At 72.0% G+C, this 26,757-nt stretch carries 19 protein-coding genes; 10 read left to right on the forward strand and 9 right to left on the reverse strand.

What is annotated here, in order from left to right:
- Window positions 1–145: 145 nt before the first annotated feature.
- Genes ACIPXM_RS20830 through ACIPXM_RS20850 form a run of 5 tightly spaced genes read right to left on the reverse strand, consistent with a single transcriptional unit; the run spans window position 146 to window position 5,538 of the window.
- Window positions 146–1,441 (reverse strand): DUF58 domain-containing protein, encoded by a 1,296-nt coding sequence (locus ACIPXM_RS20830; RefSeq protein ID WP_401657434.1) that lies wholly within the window; start codon window positions 1,439–1,441, stop codon window positions 146–148.
- Window positions 1,442–1,453: 12 nt separating this feature from the next.
- Entirely contained in the window at window positions 1,454–2,437 is a 984-nt protein-coding gene (locus ACIPXM_RS20835) for an AAA family ATPase (RefSeq protein WP_401657436.1), read from the reverse strand.
- The gene (locus ACIPXM_RS20840; RefSeq protein WP_401657438.1) at window positions 2,434–3,639 is read right to left on the reverse strand and encodes a DUF4350 domain-containing protein; all 1,206 of its coding nucleotides are present in this window, start codon (window positions 3,637–3,639) and stop codon (window positions 2,434–2,436) included. Before ACIPXM_RS20840 ends, ACIPXM_RS20835 begins: the two co-directional genes overlap by 4 nt.
- Entirely contained in the window at window positions 3,636–4,313 is a 678-nt protein-coding gene (locus tag ACIPXM_RS20845) for a DUF4129 domain-containing protein (protein ID WP_401657440.1), read from the reverse strand. The genes ACIPXM_RS20840 and ACIPXM_RS20845 overlap by 4 nt, the downstream gene beginning before the upstream one ends.
- Window positions 4,314–4,317: 4 nt before the next feature.
- Entirely contained in the window at window positions 4,318–5,538 is a 1,221-nt protein-coding gene (locus tag ACIPXM_RS20850; protein ID WP_401657442.1) for a hypothetical protein, read from the reverse strand.
- Window positions 5,539–6,038: 500 nt separating this feature from the next.
- On the opposite strand from ACIPXM_RS20850, the gene mtrA reads away from it, so the two are divergent.
- The 6 genes from mtrA to ACIPXM_RS20880 all read left to right on the forward strand — a co-directional run bounded on the left by mtrA (window position 6,039) and on the right by ACIPXM_RS20880 (window position 13,675).
- Entirely contained in the window at window positions 6,039–6,716 is a 678-nt protein-coding gene (gene mtrA / locus ACIPXM_RS20855) for a two-component system response regulator MtrA (protein WP_401657444.1), read from the forward strand.
- A gap of 1 nt (window position 6,717) precedes the next feature.
- Complete coding sequence (gene mtrB / locus ACIPXM_RS20860) at window positions 6,718–8,739, forward strand: MtrAB system histidine kinase MtrB (RefSeq protein WP_401657446.1); 2,022 nt, start codon at window positions 6,718–6,720, stop codon at window positions 8,737–8,739.
- 130 nt (window positions 8,740–8,869) lie between these two features.
- Entirely contained in the window at window positions 8,870–10,633 is a 1,764-nt protein-coding gene (locus ACIPXM_RS20865; protein ID WP_401657924.1) for an LpqB family beta-propeller domain-containing protein, read from the forward strand.
- Between the two features lie 188 nt (window positions 10,634–10,821).
- Complete coding sequence (locus ACIPXM_RS20870) at window positions 10,822–11,685, forward strand: ComF family protein (protein ID WP_401657448.1); 864 nt, start codon at window positions 10,822–10,824, stop codon at window positions 11,683–11,685.
- 294 nt (window positions 11,686–11,979) lie between these two features.
- On the forward strand, window positions 11,980–12,660 hold the full coding sequence (gene hpf, locus ACIPXM_RS20875) for a ribosome hibernation-promoting factor, HPF/YfiA family (protein ID WP_401657450.1): 681 nt from the start codon (window positions 11,980–11,982) through the stop codon (window positions 12,658–12,660).
- Between the two features lie 250 nt (window positions 12,661–12,910).
- A complete protein-coding gene (locus tag ACIPXM_RS20880; protein ID WP_401657452.1) occupies window positions 12,911–13,675 on the forward strand; it encodes a response regulator in 765 nt (254 codons plus the stop codon).
- Window positions 13,676–13,760: 85 nt separating this feature from the next.
- On the opposite strand, the gene ACIPXM_RS20885 is transcribed toward ACIPXM_RS20880, so the two are convergent.
- Both ACIPXM_RS20885 and ACIPXM_RS20890 read right to left on the reverse strand, forming a co-directional pair.
- On the reverse strand, window positions 13,761–14,927 hold the full coding sequence (locus ACIPXM_RS20885; protein ID WP_401657454.1) for a winged helix-turn-helix domain-containing protein: 1,167 nt from the start codon (window positions 14,925–14,927) through the stop codon (window positions 13,761–13,763).
- A 109-nt stretch (window positions 14,928–15,036) separates the two neighbouring features.
- On the reverse strand, window positions 15,037–15,621 hold the full coding sequence (locus tag ACIPXM_RS20890; protein ID WP_401657456.1) for a GNAT family N-acetyltransferase: 585 nt from the start codon (window positions 15,619–15,621) through the stop codon (window positions 15,037–15,039).
- Window positions 15,622–15,873: 252 nt separating this feature from the next.
- Between ACIPXM_RS20890 and secA the strand changes: the two genes are divergently transcribed.
- Complete coding sequence (secA, locus tag ACIPXM_RS20895; RefSeq protein ID WP_401657458.1) at window positions 15,874–18,681, forward strand: preprotein translocase subunit SecA; 2,808 nt, start codon at window positions 15,874–15,876, stop codon at window positions 18,679–18,681.
- Window positions 18,682–18,839: 158 nt separating this feature from the next.
- On the opposite strand, the gene ACIPXM_RS20900 is transcribed toward secA, so the two are convergent.
- Window positions 18,840–19,256, reverse strand: a complete 417-nt coding sequence (locus ACIPXM_RS20900) for an Rv3235 family protein (protein ID WP_401657460.1) — start codon at window positions 19,254–19,256, stop codon at window positions 18,840–18,842.
- Between the two features lie 279 nt (window positions 19,257–19,535).
- On the opposite strand from ACIPXM_RS20900, the gene ACIPXM_RS20905 reads away from it, so the two are divergent.
- Together ACIPXM_RS20905 and ACIPXM_RS20910 are read left to right on the forward strand one after the other, a co-directional pair.
- Window positions 19,536–20,042, forward strand: a complete 507-nt coding sequence (locus tag ACIPXM_RS20905) for a DUF6912 family protein (RefSeq protein ID WP_401657462.1) — start codon at window positions 19,536–19,538, stop codon at window positions 20,040–20,042.
- Between the two features lie 78 nt (window positions 20,043–20,120).
- On the forward strand, window positions 20,121–20,780 hold the full coding sequence (locus ACIPXM_RS20910) for an HAD family hydrolase (protein ID WP_401657464.1): 660 nt from the start codon (window positions 20,121–20,123) through the stop codon (window positions 20,778–20,780).
- A 31-nt stretch (window positions 20,781–20,811) separates the two neighbouring features.
- Here the strand turns inward: ACIPXM_RS20910 and ACIPXM_RS20915 are convergent, their stop codons facing one another.
- A complete protein-coding gene (locus tag ACIPXM_RS20915; protein WP_401657466.1) occupies window positions 20,812–21,369 on the reverse strand; it encodes a DJ-1/PfpI family protein in 558 nt (185 codons plus the stop codon).
- Between the two features lie 370 nt (window positions 21,370–21,739).
- Here ACIPXM_RS20915 and ACIPXM_RS20920 point away from each other — a divergent pair, with 370 nt between their 5' ends.
- Window positions 21,740–26,698, forward strand: coding sequence for an NAD-glutamate dehydrogenase (locus ACIPXM_RS20920; protein WP_401657468.1), 4,959 nt, complete (start codon window positions 21,740–21,742; stop codon window positions 26,696–26,698).
- Window positions 26,699–26,757: the final 59 nt, after the last annotated feature.

Here is a 26,757-nt window from a genome sequence, read left to right on the forward strand (position 1 = left end):
GTACTGCAGGGGGGACCCTGTGGGAGAGTAGGACGCCGCCGAACAATCATTGTGGGAAAGCCCCGCACCTTATGGTGCGGGGCTTTTCTGCGTTCACGGCCAGATTTCTGTTCCCTCCTCGCCCGAGCGTGGAGGGAACGATCTGTCAGAGCCGGCCCGCCGCCTTCAGCGCGAGATAGGCGTCGGCCAGGGCCGGGGCCAGGTTCTCCGGGGTGGCGTCGACGACCGTGACGCCATGACGCTGGAGCTGTTCCGCGGTGCGGACGCGCTGGGACTGGTGCTGGGTCGCGGCGGCGGCCTCGTACACGCCCTCGATCGTTCCGCGGGTGCCGGCCATCCGGGCCACGTACGGGTCGGCGGGGGAGGCCACCACGACCGTGTGGCGTCGGGTGAGCTGCGGGAGGACCGGGAGCAGGCCTTCCTCGACGGGGGCGGCGTCCAGGCCGGTGAGGAGGACGACGAGGGAGCGGCGCGGGGCGCGGGCCAGGGCGGTGGCTGCGAGGCCGCGGGCGTCGGTCTCGACGAGTTCGGGTTCGAGCGGGGCCAGCGCGTCGACGACGGCCGGCAGGATGTCGTTCGCGGAGCGGCCCCGGACGTGGGCGCGGACGCGGCGGTCGTAGGCCAGCAGGTCGACGCGGTCCCCGGCGCGGGCGGCGAGCGCGGTGAGCAGCAGGGCCGCGTCCATCGCCGCGTCGAGGCGGGGGACGTCGCCGACGCGGCCCGCGGAGGTGCGGCCGGTGTCGAGGACGATGAGGATGTGGCGGTCGCGTTCGGGGCGCCAGGTGCGGACGGCGACGGTGTTCTGGCGGGCGGTGGCCCGCCAGTCGATGGAGCGGGTGTCGTCGCCGGGGACGTACTCGCGGAGGCTGTCGAACTCGGTTCCCTCGCCGCGGGTGAGGACGCTGGTGCGGCCGTCGAGTTCGCGGAGCCGGGCCAGGCGCGAGGGGAGGTGCTTGCGGCTGGCGAAGGGCGGCAGGACCCGTACGGTCCAGGGGACTTGGTGGTTGCCCTGACGGGCCGCCAGGCCGAGGGGGCCGTAGGAGCGGACCGTGACGCGTTCGGCCTTGCGGTCGCCGCGGCGGGTGGGACGCAGGGCCGTGGTGATGCGGCGGCGCTCTCCGGCGGGCACCGTGAGCCGCTGGCGGGCCGGGTGCTGGGCGGCGCTGGGGGCCCAGGCGTCGCGGAGTTGGGCGCGGAGTCGGCGGCGCGACGGGTTGGTGACGGTGAGCTGGACTTCGGCTCCGTCACCCAGTCGAACAGACGTATCACCACTTCGGGTGAACTGGAGTGTTCGCACTGGCGCGGCCATCGCGTAGTCGCACAGAATGGCGAGTGTGAGCGGCGCGTTCACCGCGAGCATCCCGGTCCAGCTCGGGGCCAGGATGCCGACGGGGAGCGATCCGATGGCGGCGAGCAGGGCTGTTCGTCCGGTGAGGGCCATGGGGTGCCGTTCTCAGCGGGGTACGGGGACGTGGGCGAGGATCGACTGGAGGACCGTGTCGGCGGTCACTCCCTCCATCTCGGCCTCGGGCCGCAGTTGGACGCGATGCCGCAGCGTGGGCAGGGCGAGGGCCTTCACATCATCCGGGGTGACGTAGTCCCGGCCGGTGAGCCAGGCCCAGGCGCGGGCGGTGGAGAGCAGGGCGGTGGCTCCTCGGGGGGAGACGCCGAGAGTGAGCGAGGGGGATTCACGAGTGGCACGACAGATATCGACGACATAGCCGGTGATCTCGGCCGAGACGGCGATCTTGGCGACGGCCTGACGGGCGGCGGCGAGTTCGGCGGGGCCCGCGACGGGGCGGACTCCGGCGGCCTTCAGATCGCGCGGGTCGAAGCCCTGCGCGTGGCGGGTGAGGACGTTGATCTCGTCCTCCCGTGAGGGCAGCGGGACCGTCAGCTTCAGCAGGAAGCGGTCGAGTTGGGCCTCGGGCAGCGGATAGGTGCCCTCGTACTCGACGGGGTTCTGGGTCGCGGCGACCAGGAAGGGCTCGGGCAGTGGGCGGGGTGTGCCGTCCACGGTGACCTGGCGCTCCTCCATGGCCTCCAGGAGCGAGGACTGCGTCTTCGGGGGCGTGCGGTTGATCTCGTCGGCGAGCAGCAGGTTGGTGAAGACTGGGCCGGGCTGGAAGGAGAACTCGGCGCTTCTGGTGTCGTAGACGAGTGAGCCGGTGATGTCGCTCGGCATCAGGTCCGGGGTGAACTGGACGCGCTTGGTGTCGAGTTCGAGGGTGGCGGCGAGCGCCCGCACCAGGAGTGTCTTGGCGACGCCGGGGACGCCCTCAAGGAGCACGTGGCCCTTGCAGAGCAGGGCGACGACGAGACCGGTGACGGCGGGGTCCTGGCCGACCACGGCCTTACCGATCTCGGTGCGCAGGGCCTCCAGGGAGGCGCGGGCGCTGTCCGAGCTCGTCGGGGTCGCGGGGGTCGGGGCGCTCATGAGGTGCGTACCTCTCTTTCGAGGGCGTCGAGTTGGTCCGCGAGGCGGACGAGGGCGGCGTCGTTGGTGGGGACCGGGCCGAAGAGGAGGTCCCGGTGGTCTCCGGCGTTGGCGGGGAGCCGGGCGGAGAGCGCGGGCAGCAGCAGTTCGGGGGAGTGGGCGTCCCTGCCGGGGACGCCGAGGAGCGGGGCGAGCCGGTCGCGGGTCGCGGTGCGCAGGACGGTCGCCGCGCGGTCGCGGGCGTCGGTCTTCCGGTAGAGGCGGGCGCGGCCTTCGGTGGTCTCGGAGGCGCGGATCGCGACGGGGAGGCGTTCGGGGACGAGGGCGCCGAGGCGGCGGCCTCGCCAGACGGCTGCGAGGACGGCGGCGAGGGCGAGTTGGAGCGTGCCCCACAGCCAGCCGGAGGGGATCAGATCGAGGAACGAGTCGGTGGGGTCGTCGGAGGCCCCGGTGGCGTCGGCGGGTGCGTCGGCCAGGGAGGGGAGGTACCAGACGAGATGCGGGCGGGAGCCGAGGAGATGCAGGGCGAGGGCCGCGTTGCCCTCGCGGGCGAGGTGCTCGTTGGTGAGCAGCTCGGCGGAGCCGAGGAGCACGGTGTCGCCGGTGCCGGTGCCGGTGTTGGGGAGTCGGACCAGGGTCGGCAGACCGTCGGCGAGGTAGCAGGAGTCGGCGGTGGTGCCGCCGGTGCGGTAGCGCTCGCCGCCGAGTTCGGCGCTGCCCGCGCGGGTGGCGGCGGGCAGTGCGCAGCCCGCTTCGCGGGTGCTGACGGGGACGGCCCGGCCGGTGTCGATCCCGGGGGCGAGGGTCGGCAGGGAGGGGCTGCCCGGGGTCAGCAGGACGGTGCGGCCCGGAGAGCGGGTCATCGCCCCGTACAGGGTGGACTGCTGGCGCGGGGTCAGCAGGTCGGGGGTGGTGACCAGGAGGGTGGTGTCGGCTCCGGTGGCGGTGGTGGCCTCGGTGAGGCTGTCGGTCACCTGGAGGGTGACGCCCTGGGCCTGGAGGAGTTCGGCGACGGCACGGCTGCCCGCAGGGTCGGCGGAGCGGGGGTCGAGGCGCCCGCCGTGGTCGGCGGACTGGACGGCCGCGACGAGGATTCCGCCGGTCAGGAGCAGCGCGAGGAGCAGCAGGGTGCCGCGGGAGCGGGTCCAGAGCTGGTGCGGGGTGAGCGAGGTGGAGGTGGTGCTGGTGGGCGTCCGGCTCATCGGGGCGCCTCCGTGAAGCCGCCGCCGGTGGCCGTGGCGAGGACCGGTTTGGTGCGTTCGAGGGCGCCGTCGAGCTGCTCGATGCGGCGGTACGCGGCTTCGTCGGCGGTCCGGGCGCCGTATGTGACGTCGTCGAAGGACCGGGCGGCGGCGCGCAGCGCCTCGGCGTGGGCGGGCAGTGAGCGGCCCGCCTCGGCGGCGGCTTCGTCGGCGGTGCGGCCGGGGCGCGGGTCGAGCAGGGTGCGTTCTTCGAGGGCGCGGACGATGGCCCGTATCCGTTCCTGGACGGCCTGGTTCCACTGGCCCGCGGTGGCGTGGCGGGTGGCGGCGGTCCGGTGTTCGGCGGCGGTGTGGGGGCTGTCGTCGAAGAGGGAGTCGCTTATGGCGGCGGGGGAGCGGTGCGGGGTGCCGAGGCGCCACCAGAGGGCGGCGGCGACGGCCAGTGCGACGAGGACGACGGCGATGAGTCCGACGACGCCGCCGGGCGCGTGCCCGGCGGCGCTGTCGAAAAGTCCGCCCACCCAGTCGAGGAAGCGGTCGAGGCCGCGCTGGAGCAGGTTGGGCTCGTGCTCGTGGTACATCGGCTTGGACAGTTCGCGCTCGGCCGCCTCCTGGGCGGGCAGGCGCGGGATGTCCACGGGTACGTCGGCGGTCGGTCCCCCCGTGACCGTCACGCCATCAGCCCCCGTAGCCGGGCAGGCCGGCGGCGCGGGCGAGTTCGAGGTCGAGGGCCTCGCGGCGGATCCGCTGGTCGATGTAGAGCAGGACGCTGACACCGGCGGAGAACGGGTAGGTCACGGCGCTGGTGACGACGCCACCGATGCCCGTGATGATCAGGAAGGTCCAGGTGGTGTCCGGGACGTTGCCGCTGGCGAGGTCGCCGAGGCCCTCGCCGGAGGCGGCGAGCGCGATGCCGAGGAACGGGATCGCGACCACCATCTGCACCAGGAAGATCAGCACCTGGGTGAGCAGGGTGATGCCGAAGATGCGCCACCAGGAGCCCTGGACGAGCTTGGCGGAGCGCTTCATCGCCTTGACCACGCCCTGGCGTTCGAGCATCAGGGCGGGAGAGGCCAGCGAGAAGCTGATGGTCATCCACATCACGGCGGCGAAGGCGCAGACGCCGCCGAGGAAGGAGAGGAAGCCGCCCGCGTCGCCGCCGAGGAGCATGCCCGGCAGCAGTCCGACGAACATGATGACGCCGCCGGCCAGGGGCACGATCAGGGTCAGGCCGAGGAGCTGGAGCAGCCGGGGCCGGGCTTCCTGCCAGGCGGTGCCCAGGGTGACGGGCTTGCCGAGGACGGCCCGGCTGACCACGACGGTGAGCAGTGCGGAGACGAGGATGCCGGCGGCGACGATGATGACGTACGCCGGTGCCATGCCGACCAGCGAGTCCTTGAGGCTGTCGACGCTCTGGGTCAGTGCTTCCTCGGGGCTCGCGTCCGGGTCGATCGGCGTGGTGGCGGGCATCAGGAAGCGCTGGAAGAGGATGTCCGCGATCTGCGTGAACACGGCGACGGTCACGCTGATGGTGAGGACGGTCCGCCAGTAGCGGCGCATGGTCGTGACGGCGCCGTCGAGGATGTCGCCGAGGGTCAGCGGGCGCAGCGGGATCACGCCGGGCTTCGCCGCGGCGGGCGGGCCCCAGTGGCGCTGCGGGGGCTGTCCGCCCCAGCCGGGGCCGGGGTAGGTGGGGGTCGGGGCCTGCGGCGGGGCGGGGACCGTGGCGGCGGACGGCGGCTGCCACTGGCCGGCCGGCGGCTGCTGCTTCGACCACTGACCGGCGGAGCCGTCGGGACCCGCGGCGTCGGCGGGCGCGGCGGGCCCGGGGATCCCGGTGCCGTCGTGGCCGTCGGAGGGCGCGGATCCGGGCGAGGTCCAGCCCGGAGTGTCGTTCACGGTCGTCCACCTCGAGGATTGGTCGCGGGGCCGGCTCGGCGAGTCGGCTCGGTGTCTGGGGCCGTGCGCCGTTCGGGGCGGTGGGCCGGGAGCCATCGTGCCACGCGCGCCCCACCTGCGGGCGGGGCCGAGGGATCAGAATCCCGGGCGGGGCTTGGGGAGTCCTCGCACACCGGGGAGGCCCGCGCGCTGCGGGGACCGGCGGCCGTCCGGCGGCTGTCGTCCGCTCGTGCGCCGGCCGGGGCGAGCCGGGTTCTCCGGCCGCCGCGTGCGGGTGACGATCGGGCCGGTGGGGATGCGCCAGCTCGGCTCTGGGCCGGAGTCGGGCGTACGGGGTACGGTTCGGGGCGACCACGGGGGTCACGTGCTGGCATCCATGTCTGACATCAACACCCACGGGCACCGGCGGTTCACAGCGGGCGAACACCGACGTCCCCGCAGGTCAGTGAGGTATCTCACCAGCCGCCTTGAGACTGATACGGAAATGGGATGATGTCGATATGAAGGGACGCGTTCTTGTCGTCGACGACGACACGGCACTGGCCGAGATGCTCGGCATCGTGCTCCGAGGTGAAGGTTTCGAGCCGTCGTTCGTCGCGGACGGCGACAAGGCGCTCGCGGCGTTCCGGGAGGCCAAGCCGGATCTGGTGCTGCTCGATCTGATGCTGCCCGGGCGGGACGGGATCGAGGTGTGCCGGCTCATCCGGGCGGAGTCCGGGGTGCCGATCGTCATGCTCACGGCCAAGAGCGACACCGTCGACGTGGTCGTCGGGCTCGAGTCCGGGGCCGACGACTACATCGTGAAGCCGTTCAAGCCGAAGGAGCTCGTCGCCCGGATCCGGGCGCGGCTGCGGAGGTCGGAGGAGCCGGCGCCGGAGCAGCTGACCATCGGCGATCTGGTGATCGACGTGGCCGGGCACTCCGTGAAGCGGGACGGGCTGTCGATCGCCCTGACGCCGCTGGAGTTCGACCTGCTCGTCGCGCTCGCCCGCAAGCCGTGGCAGGTGTTCACCCGTGAGGTGCTCCTGGAGCAGGTCTGGGGCTACCGGCACGCGGCCGACACCCGGCTGGTGAACGTGCACGTCCAGCGGCTGCGCTCGAAGGTCGAGAAGGACCCGGAGCGCCCCGAGATCGTGGTCACCGTCCGTGGGGTCGGTTACAAGGCAGGACCGAGCTGACATGACTGCGGGCAGTGCTGCTCCGAAGCCCGGGGATCCGGGAGTCCGTACGGGGCGGGCTGCCGGACCGGGACGGGGGGGCTCGCGATTCGGCCGTCTGTTGCAGGACGGGGCGCCGGGCGGCCCGGTGTTCCGGCTCGTCGTGCGCTGGGTGCGGCGGCCGTTGCTGCCCGCCGTCCGGCTGTGGCGGCGCAACCTGCAGGTGCGGGTCGTCGCGGGCACCCTGCTGATGTCGCTCGGTGTGGTGCTGCTGCTCGGCCTCGTCGTCATCGGCCAGGTGCGCAACGGTCTGCTGGAGGCCAAGGAGCGGGCGGCGCAGAGTCAGGCCGCCGGTGGGTTCTCCGCGGCTCAGGACCGGGCGGCGACCACGCCGTCCGCGCCCGGTGACCAGGACGGTGGCCGTACCGGCGCGTCCGTGAACTGGCGCTCGACGCTCGTCGAGCAGCTCGCGAGTGGCGGTCAGAGCGCCTACAACGTGGTCGCGCTGTCCCTGGAGACCGGGGACACGGCGAGCCGCGGCGCCCGTGCCTCGGGCGAGGTCGACCCCACCACCAGCATTCCCGCGGAGCTGCGGCACAGCGTGGCGCAGGGCACCACGACGTACCAGAAGTTCGCCCGCATCCACTACACCAGCGGCAAGGCGCCCGAGGCCGGTCTGGTGATCGGCAAGCGGCTCAACGACGCCGACGGCACGCCGTACGAGCTCTACTACCTCTTCCCGCTGGCCCAGGAGGAGGACTCCCTCACCCTGGTCAAGGGCACCCTGGCGACGGCGGGGCTGTTCGTCGTGGTGCTGCTGGGGGCGATCGCGTGGCTGGTGGTGCGGCAGGTCGTGACGCCGGTGCGGATGGCCGCCGGGATCGCCGAGCGGCTGTCCGTCGGCACCCTTCAGGAGCGGATGAAGGTCACCGGCGAGGACGACATCGCGCGGCTCGGCGAGGCGTTCAACAAGATGGCGCAGAACCTCCAGCTGAAGATCCAGCAGATGGAGGACCTGTCGCGGATGCAGCGGCGGTTCGTCTCGGACGTCTCGCACGAGCTGCGCACCCCGCTGACCACCGTGCGGATGGCGGCCGACGTCATCCATGAGGCCCGGGTCGACTTCGATCCGGTGACCGCGCGCTCCGCCGAGCTCCTCGGCGACCAGCTCGACCGGTTCGAGTCGCTGCTCTCGGACCTGCTGGAGATCAGCCGGTTCGACGCGGGCGCGGCGAGCCTGGAGGCCGAGCCGATAGACCTGCGCGCGGTGGTCCGGCGGGTGATCGGCGGCGCCGAGCCGCTGGCCGAGCGCAAGGGGACCCGGATCGTCGTCATCGGCGACGAGCAGCCCGTGGTGGCCGAGGCGGACGCCCGCCGGGTCGAGCGGGTGCTGCGCAATCTGGTGGTGAACGCCGTCGAGCACGGCGAGGGCCGGGACGTCGTGGTGCGGCTCGCCGCCGCGGGCGGCGCCGTCGCGGTCGCCGTGCGCGACTACGGCGTGGGTCTGAAGCCGGGCGAGGCGACCCGGGTGTTCAACCGGTTCTGGCGGGCCGACCCGGCACGCGCGCGTACCACCGGTGGTACGGGCCTCGGCCTGTCCATCGCGGTCGAGGACGCCCGGCTGCACGGCGGCTGGCTGCAGGCGTGGGGCGAGCCCGGTGGCGGTTCGCAGTTCCGGCTCACCCTGCCCCGTACGGCGGACGAGCCGCTGCGCGGCTCCCCGATACCGCTGGAGCCGGAGGACTCGCGGCGCAACCGCGAGCAGGCCGCGCTCGCCGCGGGCGGGGCCGCCGCCGGTGGCGGCGACGGTTCGACGACGAACGGCGCGGGCGGGCGGCTCGCCGCGGTGCCGGTGCAGCCCGCGGACCGCCCGGCCCTGCCCGTACCGCCGAGGCTGCCGCCGGTGCCGCGGCCGACGGCCGACCCGACGGCGCTGCCCGGCAGCGGCGCGCGGGTGGTGACCCGGCCCGCGGACGGCGAGGCCACGGGAGAGGCGATGGCGTCGACGCGCGCCGAGCGGGAGGACGGGACGGGTGAGCGCTGACCTTCGGGGCGCCGAGGGCGTTCGAGGCGTTCGGGACGGGCGGCGGCCGGTGGCCCGGGGGCGGGCCCGGTCGCTGCGCGGGGTCGTGCTCGCCGCCTGCGGTTCGCTGCTGGTGGCCGGGTGCGCGACCATGCCGGACAGCGGCGAGGTCCAGGCCGTGAAGGCGTCCAACCCCGGTGACTCGCAGGTGCGGGTGTACGCGGTCGCGCCCCGCGAGAACGCGGATCCGGACGAGATCGTCGACGGTTTCCTGGAGGCGATGACGAGTGACGACCCCGGTTTCGCGACCGCGCGGAAGTATCTGACCCGGAAGGCCGTGCGGGCCTGGAAGCCGGAGGAGAGCATTTCGGTGCTCACCAACGCGCCGGACCGCGACCAGGCCGACCGGCCGGCCGACGAGAGCAAGGGCCGGACCTATCCGCTGTCCGGGCGGCAGATCGCGACGGTCGACGCGAGCCACGCGTACCAGCCGAACGCGCCCGGCGAGTACAACCAGTCGATCCATGTGGTGCAGCAGCCGTCGGCGGACGGCAAGAGCAAGGAATGGCGCATCGACAGCCTGCCCAAGGGCCTGGTGCTCGGTGAGGCGGACTTCCTGCGCAACTACCGGTCGGTCAACAAGTACTACTTCGCGTCCGGCGAGAACTGGGTGGTCGCCGACCCCGTCTACATCCGGCAGCGGCAGGACCCGGTCACCCGGATGGATCCGGTGGCGCAGACCGTGAAGGCGCTCCTGGAGGGGCCGACGGGCTGGCTCGATCCGGCCGTCGACTCGCGATTCCCGTCCGGTACGCAGCTGGCGCCGGGTGTCACGACGCTCGTCACCGACGATCAGTCGACCCTGAAGGTGCCGCTGAACGCCAAGGCCGACCGGGTCAGCGCGGTGGCCTGCAAGGGGATGGCGGCGCAGCTGCTGTTCACCCTCGGCGACCTGACATCGGTGCGGGTCGAGCAGGTCGAGATCCAGGGCAGCAAGGGCGACCGGCTGTGCCTGCTCGGGAAGGCGCAGGCGCGCGACGAGTACGCGCCGGTCAGGAACGCGGGCCACAGCGAGAATCCGTACTTCGTCGACGAGCACGGCAAGCTGATGACGCTGTCGGTCGGCGGGCGGCAGCCGGACCGGCCGACCGAGGTGCCGGGGCCGTTCGGCAAGGGCGTGGTGCCGCTGAAGGCGGTGGCCGTGGACCGAGAGGAGAGCCACGCGGCGGGCGTCGTCCAGGAGGGCCGTGAGCTGCGGGTCGGTTCGATCACGGCCGACGAGGAACTGCCCCCCGCGGTCGTCACCAGCAGCGGGGTCCGGCCGGCCGACCGGCTGTCGGCGCCGAGCTGGGACGGGCGCGGCGACCTGTGGGTGGCCGACCGCAACCCGGTGAAGCCGCGGCTGTGGATGGTGCCGGGCGGCCAGGGCGAGCGGATCGAGGTGAGCACGCCGTGGCTGCGCGACGGGGCGCGCGTCGAGTCGCTGCGGGTGTCGGCGGACGGGGTGCGGATCGCGCTGCTCGTCACCAAGGACCATCACACGACGCTGCAGATCGGCCGGGTGGAGCGGACCTTCACCGACGACGGGCAGACCGTCGCGGTCACCGATCTGGAGAACGCGGCGCCGCGGCTCTCGTCGGTGACGTCGGTGTCGTGGGCGGGGCCGAGCAGGCTCGTCGTGGTCGGCACCGAGGCCGGTGGGGTGCAGCAGGTGCGGTACGTGCAGACGGACGGCTCGACCTCCGCCACGTCCGTGCTGCCGGGCCTCAACGGCGTCGACGCGGTGGCCGCGCCCTACGGCGAGCAGGCCCCGGTGGTCGCGGACTCCGGCAACGACGGGATCGTGCGGCTCGTGCCGGGGGCGAACTGGCAGCCGGTCGTCAAGAGCGGCGGCTCGCCGGTGTACCCGGGCTGAGCGGCGGAGCCACGCGTGGGCACCCGGCGGGTACGGGGCCGGGCGCAGGGTGAGTACGAGGTGGACGGCCTCGTCCGGCAGGTGCCGGGCGGGGCCGTTCGCGTTCCGCCGGACCTGGGCGGCGGGTTGTCCACAGGGGGTTTTCCACAGGGGTGGCCGAGCGTGCCGGGTGGGAGGACAGTGGAGCCATGCGGGGGTGGTGGCGAGAGGTCGCCGGTCTGATGCTGCCGGTCTGCTGCGAGGGCTGCGGGCGGTCCCGCACGGCGCTGTGCCCGTCGTGCGAGGCCGAGCTGACGGCTGTCGGGCCGCGCCCCGTGCGGCCCGACCCGGAGCCCGTGGGGCTGCCGCCGGTGTGTGCCGCCGCGCGGTACGAGGGGGCGGTACGGGGTCTTCTCATCGCCCACAAGGAGCGCGGGGCGCTGGCGCTCGCGGGGCCGCTCGGCGTGGCGCTCGCCGGTGCCGTGACGGCCGCCGAAGGGGCCTGTGGCGGGCCGGGGGCGCGGCTGCTGCTCCTGGTGCCGGTGCCGTCCGCGCGGCGGGCGGTGCGGGCGCGTGGGCACGATCCGACCCGGCGGATCGCGCTGGCGGCGGCGCGGCGGCTGCGGCGGGCGGGCCGGGCGGCGCGGGTGCTCCCGGTGCTGCGGCAGCGGCGGGCGGTGCGGGACCAGGCGGGGCTCGGGGCGCGGGGGCGGCTCGCGAACCTGGCGGGTGCGCTGGAGGTGGCCCCGGACGGGCTGCGGGTGTTGGCGCGGGCCGTCGGCGCGGGTGGCCGGGTGGTGCTGGTGGACGACCTGATGACCACCGGGGCCTCGCTCGCGGAGGCGGCGCGGGCCGTCACCGCGGCAGGAGGCCGTGCGGAGGCGGCCGGGAACGCCGGGATCGCTGTACACCGTCCGTTCATGTCGCGGGGATTTCCGGACGGCGCGCGGCGAAACGGTGAGGACATGCTTTTCGAACAGCCGGTGGCGGCGGTAGTCGCATCCTCTCCGGCTTCGTTCGAAATAAACCGGAACTCTCGCAGATCTTGCATCGTTGCAGGTGGTGAGAGGTGAAAACACCCGAACGGAGGTAACTGGCGCCACCGGGTGCCGACACCCGTCCGAAGGAGCTATGTTCGGTTGTGAGGAATGGCGAAAGCCGCACCTCACCCATTGCACGGGTGCGCCTACAGGACGGGAGTTCAGGGCGAATTAACCTCTTGTTGGTGGGGTGGGGAGCTTGTCGACTGGGGAGGACAGAGGTCAAGTCGCCAAGTCCGAGACTCCGGTAAACGCCGGGGTCTGGTGCAAAGGGAGAAGCTCGCCGGCCAAGGAGCCGGACCGGGCGATCCGGGAACGGAGTTCTGCGTGGACATCGTCGTGAAGGGCCGCAAGACCGAGGTGCCCGAGCGGTTCCGGAAGCACGTGGCCGAGAAGCTGAAGCCGGAGAAGATCCAGAAGCTCGACGGCAAGGTGATCAGCCTCGACGTCGAGGTGTCCAAGGAGCCCAATCCGCGACAGGCAGACAGGTCGGACCGGGTGGAGATCACCCTGCACTCCCGAGGCCCGGTGATCCGGGCGGAGGCAGCGGCGGCCGACCCCTACGCGGCGCTCGACCTCGCCAGCGACAAGCTGGAGGCCCGGCTGCGCAAGCAGCACGACAAGCGCTACACCCGCCGCGGCGCGGGCCGGCTCTCGGCGGCCGAGGTCGGTGACGTGGTGCACGGCGCGGCCGAGCTCGACACCAACGGTGAACTCGTCGCCGACGAGGGCAAGGGCGTGACCACCACCATGATGGGCTCCATCGAGGTCCAGGGCGAAGGCCCGCTGGTGGTCAGGGAGAAGACCCACAAGGCCGCCCCGATGACCCTCGACCAGGCGCTCTACGAGATGGAGCTCGTCGGCCACGACTTCTATCTCTTCGTCGACTCCGACACCAAGCAGCCCAGCGTGGTCTACCGGCGCCACGCCTACGACTACGGCGTCATCCACCTGGAGAGCGACCCGCTCGCCGAGGGCGGTGGCGCGGGCGGTGCGCTCGGCGGCTGAACCCCCGGCCGCGGGCCGCGGAAGCTGATCCGACCGGTGCCCCTGGGAGCGCCTTCCGGGCGCTCCCAGGGGCACCCCTGTGCGACGGTGCGCACCCCTGTGCGACCTCGGGCGGTCACGGGATCACCGCGGATGCGCCCGGGCATGAAATCATGGCGAGCGACCAACCACGGCTCCCCGAGCAGCGGTTGGAGACCACCAGAGCAATTGGGCACACGACTTCAGGCCATGGCCTTCAGGGGGAGGAACGATGGCGAACAGCTTCGGGCCGGTGCAGAGCGGGCGAAGGCTCGAAGGACCGGTGCATCCGGAGGGCTCGGAAGGAATGGATTCGGCCAGCGATTCGTCGCGAGCGGAGCCGATCCGGGTCCTCGTGGTGGACGATCACGCCCTTTTCCGCCGCGGACTGGAGATCGTCCTCGCCCAGGAAGAGGACATCCAGGTCGTCGGTGAGGCGGGCGACGGCGCGGAAGCCGTCGACAAGGCGGCCGATCTGCTGCCCGACATCGTGCTGATGGACGTCCGGATGCCCAAACGCGGCGGCATCGAGGCATGCACCTCCATCAAGGAAGTGGCGCCCAGCGCGAAAATCATCATGCTGACGATCAGCGACGAGGAGGCCGACCTCTACGACGCGATCAAGGCCGGTGCCACCGGCTATCTCCTCAAGGAGATCTCCACCGACGAGGTGTCCACCGCGATCCGCGCCGTCGCCGACGGCCAGTCGCAGATCAGCCCGTCGATGGCGTCGAAGCTGCTCACCGAGTTCAAGTCGATGATCCAGCGCACCGACGAGCGGCGCCTGGTGCCCGCGCCCCGGCTGACCGACCGCGAGCTGGAGGTCCTGAAACTCGTCGCGACCGGGATGAACAACCGGGACATCGCCAAGGAACTGTTCATCTCCGAGAACACCGTGAAGAACCACGTCCGCAACATCCTGGAGAAGCTCCAGCTGCACTCCCGGATGGAAGCCGTGGTCTACGCGATGCGGGAGAAGATCCTCGAGATCCGCTGACCGCTGACCCCAAGAAATCCCGCCGACCTGACGGACGACCTGACGAACGACCTGACGGACGGCGGAAAGAAAAGCGGAAAGAAACTCAGGCCAGGGCCTTCACCAGCTCCGCCGCCAGCTCCGGAGCGTCCACCCGCTCCACCGCCACCGCGTCGCAGCCCACCCACTCGGCCGCCTCGCGCAGCGCCCGCGCCACCGCCGGGACCGCCTTCGGGCCGTCCAGGGTGACCTGGCGGGCGACCAGGGTCCGGCCGTCCCGCGCCGGGTCCACCCGGCCCACCAGACGCCCGCCGGCGAGCACCGGCATCGCGAAGTACCCGTACACCCGCTTCGGCTTCGGCACGTACGCCTCGAGGCGGTGGGTGAAGCCGAAGATGCGCTCGGTGCGCGGCCGCTCCCAGATCAGCGAGTCGAACGGCGACAGCAGCGTCGTACGGTGCCGCCCCCGGGGCTCGGTCGCGAGCGCCGCCGGATCGGCCCAGGCGGGCTTCCCCCAGCCCGCCACCGTCACCGGCACCAGACCCGAGTCGGCGACCACCGCGTCGAACGCCTCGCCCTTGATCCGGTGGTAGTCGGCGAGGTCCGAGCGGGTCCCGACGCCCAGCGCCTCGCCCGCCTGCCGGACCAGCCGCCGCAGGCACTCGGTGTCGTCCAGGTCGTCGTGCAGCAGCGCGTCCGGGACGGCGCGCTCCGCCAGGTCGTACACCCGCTTCCAGCCGCGCCGCTCGGTGACCACCACCTCGCCGTACATCAGCGCCCGCTCGACGGCGATCTTCGAGTCGGACCAGTCCCACCACTCGCCCTTGTTCTTCGCGCCGCCGAGCTCGGTGGCGGTCAGCGGGCCCTCGGCCCGCAGCTGGGCGATCACCGCCTCGTACGCCCCGGCGGCCAGCTCGTGGTTCCAGTGCGGGCGGCCGCGGTAGGAGCGGCGGCGGAAGGCGAAGTGCGGCCACTCCTCGATCGGCAGGATGCAGGCGGCGTGCGACCAGTACTCGAAGGCGTGGCCCTCGGTCCAGTAGGCGTCCTCGACGGGGCGGCGGCCGACCGCGCCCAGGCGCGCGTACGGGATCAGCTCGTGCGAGCGGGCGAGGACCGAGATGGTGTCCAGCTGGACCTGCCCGAGAGCGCGCAGCACGCCGCGCACCCCGCCCCGGCGGTCCGGGGCGCCGAGGAACCCCTGGGCGCGCAGGGCGATCCGGCGGGCGTCGTCGGCGGACAGTTCGGCGGCGGGGCGCGGGGCGGCGGTCGTCATGATCAGACCCTAGGGCCCGGCACTGACAACCGGACCGGACAACCGCATCCGACAGGCGGATCCGACAGCCGGACCGGACAACCCGGCCGGGCACCGGCCCGCCCCGCGCTCAGCCGTTCCCGCCCGCCCGGGACGGCAGGTACGGCGCCGCCGACGGCAGCCCCAGGTCGGACGGGAGCAGCGCGCCGAGCCAGGAGTCACGGACGGTGCCCTTGTTGAGCAGGCCCGCCCGCTCGACGGCCTCGATCACGAAACCGGCCCGCTCGGCGACCGCGCGGGACGGCAGGTTGCCGACCTCGGCACGCCACACCAGCCGGTGCACCCCGAGCGGGCCGAAGGCCCAGCGGGCGAGGGCGTCGACGGCCTCGGTCATGTAGCCGTTGCCCCGGTGCTCCTTCACCATCCAGAAGCCGATCTCGCGGATGCCGAGCCCGCGCGCGTGCAGCCCGGCGGCGGCGATCAGCGGGCCGCCGTCGAGCGGCTCGACGGCGAAGGTGTACTCCGTGTCGTCGCGCCAGCCGTCCGGCACGAGCCGGGTCAGGAACAGTGCGGCGTCCTGGCGCGTGTACGGCGAGGGAACCTGGGTCCACCGCTGGATGTCGGGGTCCTGACAGGCGGCGTGGACGGCGTCGGTGTCGGCGGCCGTGAACGGGCGCAGCCGGAGCCGGTCGGTGGTGAGCACGATGGGTTCCATGACGGAATTGTGGTGACCCGCCCGGCCCGATGCGAACACTTTTCGGGCCGGGGCGGCACCTTCCGGCGGGGTCGAGCGTTGTTCTTGAGGGCGGCGTCCTGAGCGGGAGCGGGGCCTCCGGCACAGCTGGCCTCCCTCCGCGAGGGCGGTCTCGCTTACGATGGCCGTTGCGGTGGGGACCACCTGCCGTGCCCGCGCCCGAGTCATGACAAGACCCAGTGCCAGGCCCGACCGGCAAGGAGACCAGCCTCAGTGTCCGTCTTCAACAAGCTCATGCGTGCAGGCGAAGGCAAGATCCTGCGCAAACTGCACCGCATCGCGGACCAGGTCAACTCCATCGAAGAGGACTTCGTCAACCTCTCCGACGCCGACCTGCGGGCGCTCACGGACGAGTACAAGCAGCGGTACGCCGACGGCGAGAGCCTCGACGACCTGCTCCCCGAGGCGTTCGCCACGGTCCGTGAGGCCGCGAAGCGCGTCCTCGGTCAGCGTCACTACGACGTGCAGATCATGGGCGGCGCCGCCCTCCACCTCGGCTATGTCGCCGAGATGAAGACCGGTGAGGGCAAGACCCTGGTGGGTACCCTCCCGGCGTATCTGAACGCGCTGTCCGGCAAGGGCGTCCACCTGATCACGGTGAACGACTACCTCGCCGAGCGTGACTCCGAGATGATGGGCCGGGTGCACCGCTTCCTCGGTCTCGAGGTCGGCTGCATCCTCGCGAACATGACTCCGGCCCAGCGCCGTGAGCAGTACGCCTGCGACATCACGTACGGCACGAACAACGAGTTCGGCTTCGACTACCTGCGCGACAACATGGCGTGGTCCCAGGAGGAGCTCGTCCAGCGCGGCCACAACTACGCGTGCGTGGACGAGGTCGACTCGATCCTCGTCGACGAGGCCCGTACGCCGCTGATCATCTCCGGCCCGGCCGACCAGGCCACCAAGTGGTACGGCGACTTCGCCAAGCTGGTCACCCGCCTCGTCAAGGGCGAGCCGGGCAACCCCCTCAAGGGCATCGAGGAGACCGGCGACTACGAGGTCGACGAGAAGAAGCGCACCGTCGGCATCCACGAGTCCGGTGTCGCCAAGGTCGAGGACTGGCTCGGCATCGACAACCTCTACGAGTCGGTGAACACCCCGCTCGTCGGTTACCTGAACAACGCCATCAAGGCGAAGGAACTGTTCAAGAAGGACAAGGACTACGTCGTCATCGACGGCGAAGTCATGATCGTCGACGAGCACACCGGCCGTATCCTCGCCGGCCGCCGCTACAACGAGGGCATGCACCAGGCGATCGAGGCCAAGGAGGGGGTGGCGATCAAGGACGAGAACCAGACGCTCGCCACGATCACCCTCCAGAACTTCTTCCGCCTCTACGGCAAGCTCTCCGGCATGACCGGTACGGCCATGACCGAGGCGGCCGAGTTCCACCAGATCTACAAGCTGGGTGTCGTCCCGATCCCGACGAACAAGCCCATGCAGCGCAACGACCAGCCGGACCTGATCTACCGGACCGAGGTCGCCAAGTTCGCCGCCGTCGTCGACGACATCGCCGAGAAGCACGAGAAGGGCCAGCCGGTCCTGGTCGGCACCACCTCGGTCGAGAAGTCCGAGTACCTGTCGCAGCAGCTCAGCAAGCGCGGTGTGCCGCACGAGGTGCTGAACGCCAAGCACCACGAGCGCGAGGCGATCATCGTCGCCCAGGCCGGCCGCCGCGGCGCCGTCACCGTCGCCACCAACATGGCCGGCCGTGGTACCGACATCAAGCTCGGCGGCAACCCCGACGACCTCGCCGAGGCGGAGCTGCGCCAGGCGGGCCTCGACCCGGTCGAGCACGTCGAGGAGTGGGCGGCGGCCCTGCCGGCCGCCCTGGAGCGCGCCGAGAAGGCCGTGAAGGCGGAGTTCGAGGAGGTCAAGGAGCTCGGCGGACTGTACGTCCTGGGCACCGAGCGCCACGAGTCCCGCCGTATCGACAACCAGCTGCGCGGTCGTTCCGGCCGTCAGGGCGACCCGGGCGAGTCCCGCTTCTACCTGTCGCTGGGCGACGACCTGATGCGTCTGTTCAAGGCGCAGATGGTCGAGCGGGTCATGGCCATGGCCAACGTCCCGGACGACGTGCCGATCGAGAACAAGATGGTCACGCGTGCGATCGCGTCCGCGCAGGGCCAGGTCGAGTCGCAGAACTTCGAGACCCGTAAGAACGTCCTGAAGTACGACGAGGTCCTGAACCGGCAGCGTGAGGTCATCTACGGCGAGCGCCGTCGCGTCCTGGAGGGCGAGGACCTGCACGAGCAGGTGCAGCACTTCATGAACGACACGATCGACGACTACATCCGCCAGGAGACCGCCGACGGCTTCGCCGAGGAGTGGGACCTGGACCGGCTGTGGACCGCGTTCAAGCAGCTCTACCCGGCGAAGGTCACGGTCGAGGAGCTGGAGGACGCGGCCGGGGACCGGGCGGGCATCACCGCCGAGTTCATCGGCGAGTCCGTCAAGGACGACATCCACGAGCAGTACGACGCGCGTGAGCAGCAGCTCGGCTCGGACATCATGCGCGAGCTGGAGCGCCGGGTGGTCCTCTCGGTGCTCGACCGCAAGTGGCGCGAGCACCTCTACGAGATGGACTACCTCCAGGAGGGCATCGGCCTGCGGGCGATGGCCCAGAAGGACCCGCTGGTCGAGTACCAGCGCGAGGGCTTCGACATGTTCTCCGCGATGATGGAGGGCATCAAGGAGGAGTCCGTCGGCTACCTGTTCAACCTGGAGGTCCAGGTCGAGCAGCAGGTCGAGGAGATCCCGGTGCAGGACTCCCCGTCGCTGGAGAAGGACGCCGTCCCGGCGGGCGCCGGCCGCCCGGAGATCCGGGCCAAGGGCCTGGAGGCGCCGCAGCGCCCGGACCGGCTGCACTACACCGCGCCGAAGGTCGACGGTGACGGCTCGGTCGTCGAGGGCGACTTCGCCGCGGACGGCGGCGCGGCCGACGAGAGCGACGGCATGACGCGCGCGGAGCGCCGCAAGGCGCAGAAGAGCGCGGGCGGGCGTCGCCGCAAGAAGTAGCGCGTACGCGCCCGCGTGAGTGCGCGGGAGCGGGAGCGGTAGCGGGACGCGGGGCCGGTCGCCTTCAGGGGCGGCCGGCCCTTCGTCGTACCGGGGCGCGGCCGTCCGGAGCCGTTGCCGGGGCTCTCCGTGGCCGTACGGCGCCTTCGCGAGGGTCGTCACGACAGTCCGTCCAGCTCCACCGCCGCGCAGCGCCAGCGGCGGTCCTGGCCGCGTTCCAGGCGGAAGGCCATCGCGCGGACGCGGTCGCCGGTGGCGATGGTGGCGCACGCCTCGACGGCGTCGCCGTGGCCCGGCGGGTGGGCCCGGCAGTGGCGGAGCACCGGGCGGGGGCCCAGGGAGCGCAGCGGGGTGCCGGGGGCGAGCTGGACCAGCTGTTCGTAGCCCTCGCCGATGGTGTGGCCGAGCATCCAGTGCACCGGGCGCTCCCCGCTCAGGACGGCCAGCAGCCGTTCGGCGAACATCACGTGCGGCGGGAGCGTCCGGTGCGGTGCCGGGCCGGAGCGGCCGCGCGGGTGGCTGCCGGCCGGGCCGCCGGGGCGGGAGCCGAGGGGGCGTCGGGCGGAGCTGGTCATGCGGGTCCCCGTTCGTCGCGGTGCGTCACCGGCGGATACCGGTCGGTAACTTTCGTTGGGGATCTTGTACGGGGCTGCCGCCCGGCCGGGCAAGCGCCGCCCGCCCGCCGCCGGTCACGCAGAGCGATTCACCTATCAGGGTGAGAGGCCGCCGGAGCCGCGGTCGGCGGCGCTCGCGGCGGGTCCGCCGGGCGGCCGGACGGAACCCGGGGTGACGCCCCCGAAGGGGGACTCCGCACGTATCCTGAGGGCGTCTCCGACTACGAAAGCGGCCAAGCCATGCGCGTGTACGTACCTCTGACCCTTCCCGGTCTCGCACAGGCGCACAAGGCGGGCGAGCTCGGCCCCGGCCCGCTCACCGCGTACGCCGTCACCCCCGGCCTGCGCGAGTGGTACGTCTCCGACGACATCGAGGAGCTGGAGTACGCGGCCCTCAACCGTGCCGCCGCCGCGTCGCTGCGGCTGATCGCCGGTGACCCCGGGGCCGCCCGCCGCCGGGTCGTCGTCGCGGTCGACGTGCCCGACAAGGACGCCGCCGTCGACCCGGACCGCGCGCTCGACGCGGGCGCCCTCGGCGAGGTCAGGATCGCCGCCGCGGTGCCGCTGGCCAAGGCCGCGGCCGTGCACGCCGACGCCGACGACGCCGAAGCGGACGTCACCGCCGCCGCGGCCGCGCTGGGCGCCTCCGACCAGGGCGACGACGACGCCCGCTTCGTGGTGGACGGGGCCGAGGACCACGAGCTGCTGTGGTTCGGCGTGCAGGAGATCCCCGCGCTGCTCGGCTGAGCCCGCGGCGCACGGTCCCCGAGGTCGTCCGGGGCCGCCGGGGTCCGTTGTCGGAGCCGGGCGGTACCGTCTTTTCCCATGGGGACGCACGCGAAGCACCTGGTCTGGGACTGGAACGGCACACTGCTCGACGACATCGGCGCGGTCATCGGCGCGACCAACGCCGCCTTCGCCGAGCTGGGCCTCGAGGCCATCACCCTGGAGCGGTACCGCGAGCTGTACACGGTGCCCGTGCCGAAGTTCTACGAGCGGCTGATGGGGCGGCTGCCCACCGAGGCCGAGTGGGCCGTCATGGACACCGCCTTCCACCGGCACTACTGGGCGCGCGCCGAGGGCTGCGGGCTCACCGCGGGCGCCGCCGAGCTGCTCGCCGCCCGGCAGGAGTCCGGGTTCACCCAGTCCCTGCTCTCGCTGGCGCCGCACGCCGAGCTGATACCGCTGGTGGCCCGGCACGGGATCACCGAGCGCTTCCTGCGCGTCGACGGGCGCACCGACAACTCCACCGACGGCAAGTCCGGGAACATGGCGCGCCACCTCGCCGCGCTCGACGGGGTCCCCGCCGAGCGGGTCGTGGTGATCGGTGACGCGGCGGACGACGCCGTGGCGGCGCTGTCCGTGGGGGCCCGGGCCGTGCTGTACACCGGCGGCTCGCACAGCAGGCGGAGCCTGGAGTCCGTCGGGGTCCCGGTGGTGGACTCGCTCGCCGAGGCCGTCGCCGTCGCCGACGAGCTGGTCTGACGAGCGGCCCGCCACCGGGCCCGAGCCCCGGTTACTCCTTCACGTCCCGCAGCACCTTCAGGAACTCGCGCATCCAGCTCGGGTGGTCCGGCCAGGCCCGGGACGAGACGAGGCGGCCGTCCACCACGGCCTCGGTGTCCTGGAAGCTGGCCCCCGCCGCCTGCATGTCGAGTTCGAGCGCCGGGTAGGCGGTCACCCGGCGGCCCTCCAGGCTGCCGACGGCCGCGGTCAGCAGCGGGCCGTGACAGATCTGGGCCACCGGCTTGTCCGCGTCGAAGAACGACTTCAGGATCTTGCGGAGCTCCGGGTCGTTGCGCAGGTACTCCGGGGCCCGGCCGCCCGGGATGACCACGGCCACGTAGGCGCCGGGGTCGACCTCCGAGAAGGCCAGGTCGGCGGGCCAGGTGTAGCCCGGCTTCTCGGTGTACGTGTCGAAGCCTGGCTCGAAATCGTGCACCACGAACCGCAGCTGCTTGCGGGCCGGAGCCGCGATGTCGACCTCGTACCCCTCTTCGAGCAGTCGCTGGTAGGGGTACATCACCTCCAGCGACTCCGCCGCGTCCCCGGTCACGATCAAGATCTTTGCCATGACGACTCCCCGATCCGTCTGTTGCCGTTATGCCCCCGGGAACCATTCGTCGCTGTCCAGATCGTCAAACTTCCCAGCCGTCTTTTGTACACATAAGGCTCATGACGATCGGGGGGTCATGAGCGATAGGCTTTTCCCGTGATCAGCGCGATACGCCAGGGGGGCAACGCAGCCCCCGGCTCTCGCCCGGCCCGCATCGACGGCCGGGCCGACGACGCGTTCGCCGATCTTCTTCCCCGGGTGGCTGAGAAGCGCCTGGACATCTCTCATCGCGGCATAACGTCTCTTTCGACCGGTACCACCGCGTCGTGGCGTTGTGTCCTTTCTTCCACCGACGTCACGCAATGGCGCGCGACAGGAGTCAGAGGACATGCAGACCAAGCTGGACGAAGCCAAGGCCGAGCTGCTCGAACGGGCCGCCCGGGTAGCTGAGAACAGCCCGGTCGGGGGGCTACTTCCGACAGGGCCGGGCAACGGGGAGCTTCCGGACCACGCGCCCGTGCTCGACTACCTCCAGCGCTACTACCTGCACACCGCGCCCGAGGACCTGACGGGCCGCGACCCCGTCGACGTCTTCGGCGCCGCGCTCTCGCACTACCGCCTCGCGGAGAACCGCCCCCAGGGCACCGCGAACGTCCGCGTCCACACGCCGACGGTGGAGGAGAACGGCTGGACCTGCAGCCACTCCGTCGTCGAGGTCGTCACCGACGACATGCCCTTCCTCGTCGACTCGGTGACCAACGAGCTGTCGCGCCAGGGGCGCGGCATCCACGTCGTCATCCACCCGCAGGTCCTCGTCCGCCGTGACGTGACCGGCAAGCTCATCGAGGTGCTCGCCAAGCAGCTGCCCAAGGACCAGCTGCCGCACGACGCCCTCACCGAGTCCTGGATCCACGTCGAGATCGACCGCGAGACCGACAAGGCCGACCTCAAGCAGATCACCAGCGACCTGCTGCGCGTCCTGTCCGACGTCCGCGAGGCCGTCGAGGACTGGGAGAAGATGCGGGAGGCGGCGATCCGCATCGCCGACGGCCTGCCCGCCGAGCCCACCGCCCCCGACCTGCGCCCGACCGAGGTCGAGGAGGCCCGCGAGCTGCTGCGCTGGCTCGCCGAGGACCACTTCACCTTCCTGGGCTTCCGCGAGTACGAGCTGGTGGGCGGCGACGCCCTGGCCGCCGTCCCGGGCACCGGACTCGGCATCCTGCGCTCCGACCCGCACCACAGCGGCGAGGACAACCACGCCCACCCGGTGTCCCCGTCGTTCAGCCGGCTGCCCGCCGACGCCCGCGCCAAGGCCCACGAGCACAAGCTGCTGATCCTGACCAAGGCCAACAGCCGCGCGACCGTGCACCGCCCCTCGTACCTCGACTACGTCGGCGTGAAGAAGTTCGACGCCGACGGCAACGTCATCGGCGAGCGCCGCTTCCTCGGCCTGTTCTCCTCGGCCGCCTACACCGAGTCCGTGCGCCGGGTGCCGGTCGTCAAGCGCAAGGTCCAGGAGGTCCTGGACGGCGCGGGCTTCGCGCCCAGCAGCCACGACGGCCGCGACCTGCTCCAGATCCTGGAGACCTACCCGCGCGACGAGCTGTTCCAGACCCCGGTCGACCAGCTGCAGTCCATCGTCACCAGCGTCCTGTACCTGCAGGAGCGCCGCCGGCTGCGGCTCTACCTGCGCCAGGACGAGTACGGCCGCTACTACTCGGCCCTCGTCTACCTCCCGCGGGACCGCTACACCACCCGCGTCCGGCTGCGGATCATCGACATCCTCAAGGAGGAGCTGAACGGCGCCTCCGTCGACTTCACCGCCTGGAACACCGAGTCGATCCTCTCCCGGCTGCACTTCGTCATCCGGGTCGAGCCCGGCACCACGCTGCCGAAGCTCACCGACGCCGACGTCGACCGCATCGAGACCCGGCTCGCCGACGCCGCCCGCTCCTGGGCCGACGGCTTCGCCGAGGCGCTCAACGCCGAGTGCGGCGAGGAGCGCGCCGCCGAGCTGCTGCGCCGCTACGGCTCCGCCTTCCCCGAGGGCTACAAGGCCGACCACTCGCCGCGCGCCGCCGTCGCCGACCTGGTCCACCTGGAGGCCCTGGCCGACAGCGGCAAGGACTTCGCGCTCTCCCTGTACGAGCCGGTCGCCTCCGGCTCCGGCGAGCGCCGCTTCAAGATCTACAAGACCGGCGACCAGATCTCCCTGTCGGCCGTCCTGCCGGTGCTCGGCCGCCTCGGCGTCGAGGTCACCGACGAGCGTCCGTACGAGCTGCGCTGCTCCGACCGCACCCACGCCTGGATCTACGACTTCGGTCTGCGGATGCCGAAGCCCGCCGGAAGCGGCGACTACCTCGGCGACGACGGCCGCGAGCGCTTCCAGGAGGCGTTCGCCGCCACCTGGACCGGCGAGGCCGAGAACGACAACTTCAACTCGCTCGTCCTGTCCGCCGGGCTCACCTGGCGCGAGGCGCTGGTGCTCCGCGCGTACGCGAAGTACCTGCGGCAGGCCGGTGCGACGTTCAGCCAGGACTACATGGAGGACACCCTCCGCAACAACGTCCACACCACCCGGCTGCTCGTCTCCCTCTTCGAGGCCCGGATGGCGCCCGAGCGCCAGCGCGCCGGGACCGAGCTGATCGACGGGCTCCTGGAGGAGCTGGACGGCGCCCTCGACCAGGTCGCCTCCCTCGACGAGGACCGCATCCTGCGCTCCTTCCTCACCGTCATCAAGGCCACCCTGCGCACCAACTTCTTCCAGAAGTCGTCGGACGGCACCCCGCACCCGTACGTGTCGATGAAGTTCGACCCGCAGGCCATCCCGGACCTCCCGGCGCCCCGCCCGGCCTTCGAGATCTGGGTGTACTCGCCGCGCGTCGAGGGCGTCCACCTGCGCTTCGGCAAGGTCGCCCGAGGCGGCCTGCGCTGGTCCGACCGCCGCGAGGACTTCCGTACCGAGATCCTCGGCCTGGTCAAGGCGCAGATGGTGAAGAACACCGTCATCGTGCCGGTCGGCGCCAAGGGCGGCTTCGTCGCCAAGCAGCTCCCGGACCCGTCCGTGGACCGGGACGCGTGGCTGGCCGAGGGCATCGCCTCGTACAAGACCTTCATCTCGGCGCTGCTCGACATCACCGACAACCTGGTCGCGGGCGAGGTCGTGCCGCCGGTCGACGTGGTCCGCCACGACGAGGACGACACCTACCTGGTCGTCGCCGCCGACAAGGGCACCGCGACCTTCTCCGACATCGCCAACGGGGTCGCCGAGTCCTACGGCTTCTGGCTGGGCGACGCCTTCGCCTCCGGCGGCTCCGCCGGATACGACCACAAGGGCATGGGCATCACCGCCCGCGGCGCCTGGGAGTCCGTCAAGCGGCACTTCCGCGAGCTGGGCCACGACACCCAGACCGAGGACTTCACCGTCGTCGGCGTCGGCGACATGTCCGGCGACGTCTTCGGCAACGGCATGCTGCTCTCCGAGCACATCCGCCTCGTCGCGGCCTTCGACCACCGGCACATCTTCGTCGACCCGAACCCGGACGCGGTCACCTCGTACGCCGAGCGCCGCCGCCTGTTCGACCTGCCCCGCAGCTCCTGGGCCGACTACGACACCGCGCTGCTCTCGCCCGGCGGCGGCATCCACCCGCGTACCGCCAAGTCGATCCCGGTCAACGCGCACCTGCGGGCCGCCCTCGGCATCGAGGCCGGAGTCACCAAGATGACCCCGGCCGAGCTGATGAAGGCGATCCTGCAGTCGCCCGTCGACCTGCTGTGGAACGGCGGCATCGGCACGTACGTGAAGTCCTCGGCCGAGACCCACGCCGAGGTCGGCGACAAGGCCAACGACGCCATCCGCGTCGACGGCCAGGACGTCCGCGCCAAGGTCATCGGCGAGGGCGGCAACCTCGGCGCGACCCAGCTGGGCCGCATCGAGTTCGCCCGCACCGGCGGTCCCGACGGCGAGGGCGGCAAGGTCAACACCGACGCCATCGACAACAGCGCCGGTGTGGACACCTCCGACCACGAGGTCAACATCAAGATCCTGCTCAACGGTCTGGTCGCCGAGGGCGACATGACCGTCAAGCAGCGCAACAAGATCCTCGCGGAGATGACCGACGAGGTCGGCGCCCTGGTGCTGCGCAACAACTACGCGCAGAACACCGCCCTCGCCAACGCCGTCGCCCAGTCGCCGTCCCTGCTCCACGCCCACCAGCGCTTCATGCGCCGGCTCGGCCGCGACGGGGCGCTCGACCGCTCGCTGGAGTTCCTGCCCAACGACCGGCAGATCCGCGAACTGCTCAACAACGGCCGCGGCCTCAGCCAGCCGGAGCTCGCCGTCCTCCTCGCGTACACCAAGATCACGGTGGCCGACGAGCTGATCGGCACGGACCTGCCGGACGACCCGTACCTGCGCGGGCTGCTCCACGCGTACTTCCCCACCCAGCTGCGCGAGAAGTTCACCGAGGCCGTCGACGGCCACGCGCTGCGCCGCGAGATCATCACCACGGTGCTGGTCAACGACACCGTCAACGCCGGTGGTTCGACCTTCCTGCACCGGCTGCGGGAGGAGACCGGCGCCTCGATCGAGGAGATCGTCCGCGCCCAGACCGCCGCCCGCGCGATCTTCCGGCTCAGCGAGGTCTGGGACGCCGTCGAGGACCTCGACAACAAGGTGCCCGCCGAGTTCCAGACCCGGATGCGGCTGCACTCGCGCCGCCTGGTCGAGCGCGGCACCCGCTGGCTGCTCAACAACCGCCCGCAGCCGCTCCAGCTCAGCGAGACCATCGAGTTCTTCTCGGAGCGGGTCGCGCTGGTCTGGGAGAAGCTGCCGCAGCTGGTGCGCGGCGCGGACCTGGAGTGGTACCAGTCGATCCTGGACGAGCTGACCGAGGTCGGCGTCCCGGAGGAGCTGGCGCTGCGCGTCGCCGGGTTCTCGTCCGCCTTCCCGACGCTCGACATCGTCGCGGTCGCCGACCGCATGGGCAAGGACCCGCTGGCCGTCGCCGAGGTCTACTACGACCTGGCCGACCGGCTGAAGATCACCGACCTGATGGACCGGATCATCGAGCTGCCGCGGGCCGACCGCTGGCAGTCGATGGCCCGCGCCTCCATCCGTGAGGACCTCTTCGCCGCGCACGCCGCCCTCACGGCCGACGTGCTGGCCGCCGGGAACGGCACCTCCACCCCGGAGGAGCGCTTCCACGCGTGGGAGGACAAGAACGCGGCGCTGCTCGGCCGGGCGCGCACCACCCTGGAGGAGATCCAGGGCTCGGACGCCTTCGACCTGGCGAACCTGTCGGTCGCGATGCGGACGATGCGCACCCTGCTGCGTACCCACACCTGATCCGTGCACGGGTGAAGGGGCGCCCCCGCCGGTCCGTACGGGCCGACGGGGGCGCCCCT

This window comes from Streptomyces sp. NPDC090025, assembly GCF_044748125.1.
Taxonomy (GTDB): Bacteria; Actinomycetota; Actinomycetes; order Streptomycetales; family Streptomycetaceae; genus Streptomyces.

Coding starts and splice junctions, on each gene's coding strand:
- ACIPXM_RS20830 (WP_401657434.1), bottom strand. CDS start 1,441: ATGGCCCTCACCGGACGAACAGCCCTGCTCGCCGCCATCGGATCGCTC.
- mtrA (WP_401657444.1), top strand. CDS start 6,039: ATGAAGGGACGCGTTCTTGTCGTCGACGACGACACGGCACTGGCCGAG.
- ACIPXM_RS20885 (WP_401657454.1), bottom strand. CDS start 14,927: ATGACGACCGCCGCCCCGCGCCCCGCCGCCGAACTGTCCGCCGACGAC.
- ACIPXM_RS20835 (WP_401657436.1), bottom strand. CDS start 2,437: ATGAGCGCCCCGACCCCCGCGACCCCGACGAGCTCGGACAGCGCCCGC.
- ACIPXM_RS20880 (WP_401657452.1), top strand. CDS start 12,911: ATGGCGAACAGCTTCGGGCCGGTGCAGAGCGGGCGAAGGCTCGAAGGA.
- ACIPXM_RS20900 (WP_401657460.1), bottom strand. CDS start 19,256: ATGACCAGCTCCGCCCGACGCCCCCTCGGCTCCCGCCCCGGCGGCCCG.
- ACIPXM_RS20840 (WP_401657438.1), bottom strand. CDS start 3,639: ATGAGCCGGACGCCCACCAGCACCACCTCCACCTCGCTCACCCCGCAC.
- ACIPXM_RS20910 (WP_401657464.1), top strand. CDS start 20,121: ATGGGGACGCACGCGAAGCACCTGGTCTGGGACTGGAACGGCACACTG.
- ACIPXM_RS20865 (WP_401657924.1), top strand. CDS start 8,870: ATGCCGGACAGCGGCGAGGTCCAGGCCGTGAAGGCGTCCAACCCCGGT.
- ACIPXM_RS20890 (WP_401657456.1), bottom strand. CDS start 15,621: ATGGAACCCATCGTGCTCACCACCGACCGGCTCCGGCTGCGCCCGTTC.
- mtrB (WP_401657446.1), top strand. CDS start 6,718: ATGACTGCGGGCAGTGCTGCTCCGAAGCCCGGGGATCCGGGAGTCCGT.
- ACIPXM_RS20920 (WP_401657468.1), top strand. CDS start 21,740: ATGCAGACCAAGCTGGACGAAGCCAAGGCCGAGCTGCTCGAACGGGCC.
- ACIPXM_RS20905 (WP_401657462.1), top strand. CDS start 19,536: ATGCGCGTGTACGTACCTCTGACCCTTCCCGGTCTCGCACAGGCGCAC.
- ACIPXM_RS20915 (WP_401657466.1), bottom strand. CDS start 21,369: ATGGCAAAGATCTTGATCGTGACCGGGGACGCGGCGGAGTCGCTGGAG.
- ACIPXM_RS20870 (WP_401657448.1), top strand. CDS start 10,822: ATGCGGGGGTGGTGGCGAGAGGTCGCCGGTCTGATGCTGCCGGTCTGC.